This window comes from Pseudomonadota bacterium, assembly GCA_010028905.1.
Taxonomy (GTDB): domain Bacteria; phylum Vulcanimicrobiota; class Xenobia; order RGZZ01; family RGZZ01; genus RGZZ01.
Genome location: RGZZ01000285.1, coordinates 1 through 6751 on the forward strand (window position 1 = coordinate 1; position 6751 = coordinate 6751).

The window sequence follows — 6751 nt, forward strand, 5'->3', positions numbered from 1 at the left end:
TCGACAGCCGGGGGCGCCTCGAGCACCGCTGAGACCTCTTCCACGGCGACGGCTGCGCCGACCAGCGCGGCAGCAACAGGCGCTTCTGCGAGCGGTGCGCCCTCTGATGCCTCTGGAGCAGCCGTGCTGCTACGGCTGGTGATGGGAATGACGTCCGGGTGCGTGGTATCGAGGGAAGCCACCCGCAACGTGAGCTCCTCTATGCGCTCGGCCACGTCGCGATAGCGCAGTTTCACCGCCGCGCACTCGTTGTACATGTCGAGCGCTTCTTGACACCGGCCGGCCTCGTAGTACAGCGTGGCCAGGTTGTAACGCGTCTCGAGAAGATCCTCTTCGTCAGCGCCAGGCGTTTCGAGGACGCGCTGCAGCTGACGCACGGCCAGATCGATGTACCCCGCTCTACGAAACAGCAGGGCCAGCCGGTTCAGCGCCTCGATGCGTCGAGACGCGTGCTGCAGGGCTGCCTGATACTGAAGCAGGGCTTCCTCGTAGAAGCCCATCTCGCGGTAGAAGTCACCAAATCGCAAGCAGCGTTCGGCGTCATCAGCGCCTTCGTGGTTCGTGACCTCCACGAGGATGCGATCGATGGCCTCGCTGCCCAGGACCGTTCGCGCCAGATCGGCGGCACGGGCCATGTCTCCCGTGCGGGCCGACACGACGGCCAGGCGCTGCGAGACGTCGCGGTCGCCAGGCGCGGCTTCACTCAAGCCGATCAGCAGCGGCAGCACCTCCGCGAGGAAGCCCCGCTGGTACAGCGCGTCGGTGTACCGTGTAAGATCGGCTGACGACTGCGGGCGCAGATCCCGCAGGCTTTTCCAGACGGCTCGCGCCGTGTCGAGGTCCTTGCGCGAGAGGGCATGGTCGATGCGGACGAACTGCACCTCAGCGGCACGCTCGAGGTCATCGGTGGCTACCAGGAGATCGAAGACGCGCCCATGGAGGATCGCCGCAAGATCGGCATCGCCGGCTTCCTGTGCGCGCGTGGCGAGCTGCGCCAGCATCTGCAGGGCCTGACCCTGATCTCCCTTTCGCTCGAGCAGGGAGAGAAGGAATGTCTGCGAGACCTCCGTCTCGAGCGGACGTGACTCACGAACAAACCCCTCGACAAGGCGCTCGAAGATCTGTACGCCCTGATCGAGCTGACCCGTGCTTGAATAGAGGTCGGCGAGAGCGGGAAAACAGGCACGTGCGCGGTCGAAGTCGCTTCCGCGAAGGGCCGCCTCCACGATCTCCTGGAACTCGGCAATGGCCTCTTCGTCTCTCCCCTGACCGCGATAGAGCTCGGCGGTGCGCTCACGGGTCTGCCAGTAGAGATCATGTCGCCCCTGCGCACGGTAGACATGGGCCATCTTGTCATAGATGTCGATGACGCGGGTGTTGTCGCCGCTTGCCAGTGCGGCGCTCACCACCTCTTCGAGAAGCCCCTTGCCCTCGTCGAGACGGTTGTGCTCGAGATAGGCTGTCGCAAGCTCGAGACGAAGGTCGAGGTTCATCGGGACCAGGCGCATGCACTCTGCCGCTGCCTGGGCCGCCGACTCGAGCTGGGCACGCTCGAGATGCTGATGGAAGAGCCCCCTGTACTGCTCGGAGGCCTCGTCTTCACGCTCCACGTGCGCCAGCAGCTCCCCCAGTCGCTGACGGAGCGACAGGTTCGAAGGGTCGACGGCGACACTCTCGCGCAACGCCCCCAGGGCGGGTTCAACGAGATTGCGTGCCAGGAACTCCTGTATTGCGAAGGCAAAGTGACCCAGCGCCTCTGGGTGCTGGCCTTGATGGGCCCGAACGCGCGCGAGGCTCAGGTGCGCCGGCAGGTGATCCGGCCGATGCGCCAGGATGGCCGCGTACATCTCGGCCGCCTTCTCCAGCGACCTTCTCCGCAGATGGAGGTTGGCCAGCAAGAGATACTCCCGCAGCACCGACTCCACGTCGCCCGACTCCAGGCGCAGGGCACAAACCCGCATGCGGATCTCGGCGTTTTCTGGCTCGTAGCTCAGGAGACGACGATAGACGGCCTCTGCCTCGCGCACGAGACCCGCTGCGCGAAGCGAAGCCGCAAGCTCCTCTGCCTGATGGGCCGCCGCTTCAAGATCACCCGTGCTGAGCGCCTGCTCGAACAGGCGCAGGCGCACGTCGGAGCGACTCGGGTCGACCTCGAGGATGCGCCTGCAGAGATCTCGCGCCTCATTCACGCGCCCCATCTGACTGAGCAGCTCAGACGCCTCCAGCAATGCCTGGACGTGATTGGGGTCCTGCTCCAGGACCTTCATGATCTCGGCAAGCGCCTCGCCAAACGACCCCTGGTCCTTGAGCGACCGGGCCATCTCGTACTGAACGCCGCTCTCCTCCGGGAAGAGCTCGGTGAGCTTCTGGCTCAGCGCATGCCGCTGGTCCTCGGCCCCTGCGTCTCCAAGGAGCTTGAGCGCCTCCAGGAATCTCGACAGCGCTTCCTTGCGATCACCACGGTGCAGGCAGACGTCCCCGAGGAGCTCGAGTGCCTTGGCGTGACTGCCGTCAAGCTCGAGAACCGACTCCAGGATCTGCGCGGCTTCGTCGTACACCCCTTTTTCGGCGTAGGACTGGGCCAACGCCATGTACTCGGGGATTGCCCCGCTCTGCTCGCCCCGGTACAGAAGATGCTTGATGAGCTTCTGGCGCACGGAGAGATTCGATGGGTCTCGCTGCAGGATGCCACGATAGATCTCGAGGAGGCGAGCCGACGACTCCTGATCGTCAGGACTGTTCTCCGTGACCTTCTCGTAGATGATGATGACCTTGTCGAGAAGCCCCTCTTCGGTGTAGATGGCCGCGAGATTTCGCCATGTCGCAAGCGCCTGCTCGGTCATGCCGAGACGCGTGTAGATGTCAGCCAGACCGCTGAGCACGTCCTTGTTGCGCGGCTCGGTCTGCAGAATCATCTCATAGGCCCCGACCGCGTTCTGGTACTGCTCGTTGCGAAGATACAGGTCGCCCGCGCTGCGATACCAGACAGAGCTCGCGGTGGGGCGTGTGCGGCGATAGATCTCACCCAGCTTCTCGTACGCGAACGCAGCCTCATTGGGGGCGAGTCGAACCACTTCCTGGAACTCGCCAATGGCTTCCTTGTCCATGCTCTTCTGCATGTACGCAATGCCGAGGAGCATGTGGATGTGGTGGTCGTGGCCGCCCTGCGAAGCGTCTATCGCCCCCTTGAGCGCCTTGATGGCCTCATCGGCCATCATCTTCTGCAGGTAGATGCGTCCGATCTGGATCGAGATCGCCGCCCGCGAACCTGCAACCAGCTCGCGGATCTTGTCAGGCGATGCGTTGCTGCTCTTGAACAGCCCCTTCTTCTCGGGGTTGGTGGCGGCCTGTTCGACAGAGAGAACCTGGTTGTAGAGGCGAAGCGCCTCATCTGGCAGCCCCAGATGCACGCACAGATCGGCCCAGCGCAGATGGGTCTTGATCGCGCTCGGGATGTCACCCTTGCGCTCATACACCATCGCCAGGTCACGATAGAGATCGCGATTCTGGGGTTCATGCGCGATGAGCTGCTCGTAGAGCGCGGCGCCCTCCTCGAGCTTGCCCTCGGCAACCAGGGCATTGGCCCGCGCGAGCGCTTGTTCGAACTGCGATTGTGCCATTCGGTCTCAACTCTCCTGAAGGGGGCGTGTTGGGTTCGTGGGACTGACCGAGCGTGGCGAGATCAGCTCGTGCGCAGGCGAGCAACCTTGCCCGCGCCCTTGATCTCGTCTTCGAGCTGGTTCATCTTCTCCGCCACGTCGCGGTAGTTAAGGTTGACGTGATAGATGTCGCGATACAGCTTCAGCGCCTCGCTCACCTCATTGCGATGGTTGTACACCTCAGCCAGGTTGTAGCGGAGCTCGAGGTAGTCATCTTCTGGATACCCGGTGGCCTCCAGGCCACGCTTGAACCACTTGACAGCGGCTTCCTCGGTGGCCGCCGAAGCAGGGCCCGCCACACGGCGCTCCCAGAAGCACTGTCCCAGCATGTTGCAAGACAGGAGAAAGAGCTCATGTGCTTTGCGCGTGTCCTGGAACAACACGATGGCGTCCTCGATCTGACCGCTGATGCGATAGAGAAGGCCGAGCGTGAACTTGCTCTGCATGTCTTCGGGCGACGCTTCGCACCGGGTCTTGTACTCGGTGAGAAGGGCCTCTCGAATCGAGTCGAGCGAGGGCTCCATGCTGACGAGATCCGCAAGACGAGGAATCGCTTCCTGCGGCTTGCCCAGGAGGAGCTGAAGGGAGATGAGGCGCTCCGCAGCGCGCTTGTGACGTGGATCGGCTTGCAGGACGCGAAGCAGATGCTGCTCGCCCGTGGATGGGTCATCAAGATGATCTGCGTGGAGCGCGCCAATGTCGAACAGAACGTCGACGTTGCGCTCATCGAGAGCGAGCGCCTTCTTCAGCACTTTGAGCGCGTCATCGAAGGCCCCCATTCCGACCTGAAGCCGAGCCAGAGCAAGACACTCGTCAACCGCGGCGCGGGCCTGACCTGTCTTCTCGAGGAAGTGAACCAGTGGCTCGCGCAGGACGATCTCCTCTGGGCAACCGTCGACGATGCGACGCAGCAGCGAAATGGCCTCGTCGCATCGATTCTCGCGATACCAGACCTCGACAAGTCCCTGCGCTTCGCTGCGCGCGTTGTTGAGAAGACCCTTGTCGAGGTACAGCTCGACAAGGCGCTGTCGATCCTCGACGCTCGACGCGTCGCGACGCACAATCTCCTCACAGAGCCGCAGCGCCGCATCTCGATCGCCGTTCTGCCGGGCCGCCTCCGCGAGCTGACGCATCTTGTCGACAACCGCCGACTCATCACCCGTGCTCTGGTAGATGTGGAGCAGGTTCTCCTGTGCCTCGGTGTCGGCTGGGCTCAACTCGACAACCCGCTCATAGAGTGCCCGCGCGCGCGGAACGTCTTGACTGTCGCGGGCCTGTGAGGCAAGCACGCGATACTCCACCACGGCCTCTTCAAGAAGCCCCGCCTTGTCGAGTGCCACCGCCATACGCTCGTGGTCGGCCGCGCTGCCGGTGGCATGGAAGATGGCGCGCCAGAGCGCCGCGGCGGTTGCAGGTTCGGTCGCCTCGTCAGCGATACGGTTCAATGTGCGCATGTGCCAGCTTGCAAGCTCGTCTTGCTTCAGCACGCGATACAGATCGATGAGCGCCAGGCGAGCGGCGACGTTCTCTCGGTCGAGCGCCAGCGCGTCAAGGAGCAGTCGCTGTGCACGATCGGTGTCGCCCAGCTGGCGCTGTGCACTGGCCAGCGCCACGAGAAGCTCGCCGCCACGCTGGGGGGATGCGCTCCACAGAATCGTCTCGAGGAGATAGTAGAGGGCAGAGCCCTGTCCCCCCTCGATCTGTGCAAGACGGGTGAATGCGGCGGTTGCCGCATCGACGACCCCGTAGGCAAAGAGGCCTGCCGCCAGGCGACTCGTGGTCTCGTGGCTGGAAGGGTCCGCTTCCGCGGCAATGCGCAGCGCATCGAGAGCCCGCGCCACGTCTCCCGCGGCAAGATACTCGTCGAGACGCGCCACCTCGGCTCCCCCTTCGGATGCGTCGCGCGGGCGCACCGGGGGCATCTGGGCGCTGAGCGCCTCGAGCGCACGTGATCCATCAAACGGCTGACTGGCCGGCGCAGTCTGCAGGAGTGCCGGGAAGTGCACCTCTGCCAGCGTGCCACCTTCTGTGGGAAAGCTGCTGGCCTGCGCAGGCTGCTCTCCCGCAGACTCGGACGTCTCGCCTGAGAAGGCCTGAACCTTGGCGTCAGACGACGCAGCGACGTCTTCTGTCAGCGGCGCGGACACCGTGGACTCGGTTGACTCTGTGGGCGCCAGATCCGGAGGCGGCCCCTCCTCGCTGGCGGAGACGTGAACCTCTTGCTCAGGCTCCACCGGATCATTGGCGTCGGCACGCGCCCCGCGCACAGGAAGCGTCGGTTTGCCGCCCTCGCTCTTTCCTCGCCCCCCGCCGAGCAACGGTCTCCCCCCGCTCTTTGGCGCAGGTCCTCGCGTTGCACCCCTCCCGAGCAGACGGGGCTGCAGCGGTGCACGACTTGAAACCCCCGGTGAGGGCTCTGACGCTTCAGTGGCGCTCTGTGCGTGCTCTGCGGGAGAGGCCTCTTCCATCGAAGGCAGAGGCTCCGCGGCAGGTGGCTCCGGCTCCACCACGGGCTCGAAGGAAGGGGACACCTGTTCAGTCGCGTGATCTACCTCGAACTGCTCGTGAGGAGCAGCCTGCTGCGAGGCGACGTCTTCTTCAGGCCAGGGGGCCGACGGCGCCTCCTCGATCACGGTCTCTATCTGAGGCGTGGAATCGGAATAGTCATATGCAGGCTCTGGGGTCGGCGACGCGTCGAAGGCGACCTCCTCTGGCACAGGCAGAGGCTCATTGAACCCAGGGTCGTCAAACAACGACGCGGCCGGTGTGGAGGGTTCCTCGGAGAGAGGCGCTTCGTCCCTCCAGTCCGGCGCGTCAAGCGAAGCACCTTGTTCCGGCGATGCGGACTCTTCAACGGGATGGGCAGGGGCTTCCACCACGGGCTCAGCGACCGGCTCAGCCACGCTCTCCATCAATGATTCGTACTCTGGCTCCTGCTCAGCCGCCGCACGACCGCGCTTGAGCTCAGGCCTGGCGTCTCCCACAGGGTCGGTTGCCTTTGAACGCCCCCCGAGGGTAGGCTTGTCTCCGCCAGCGGCCTCCCCCAGACGTCGCTTCGAAGAGACAGGCATGGCACCGTCGCCCTTCGCCAC

General features: G+C 64.4%; 2 protein-coding genes. Both read right to left on the reverse strand.

Translation table 11 applies throughout. The features are described from left to right. A partial coding sequence (locus tag EB084_16960) for a hypothetical protein (protein NDD29948.1) occupies positions 1–3620 on the reverse strand: 3620 nt, incomplete at its 3' end. A 62-nt stretch (positions 3621–3682) separates the two neighbouring features. After that, positions 3683–6751, reverse strand: coding sequence for a hypothetical protein (locus EB084_16965; protein ID NDD29949.1), 3069 nt, complete (start codon positions 6749–6751; stop codon positions 3683–3685).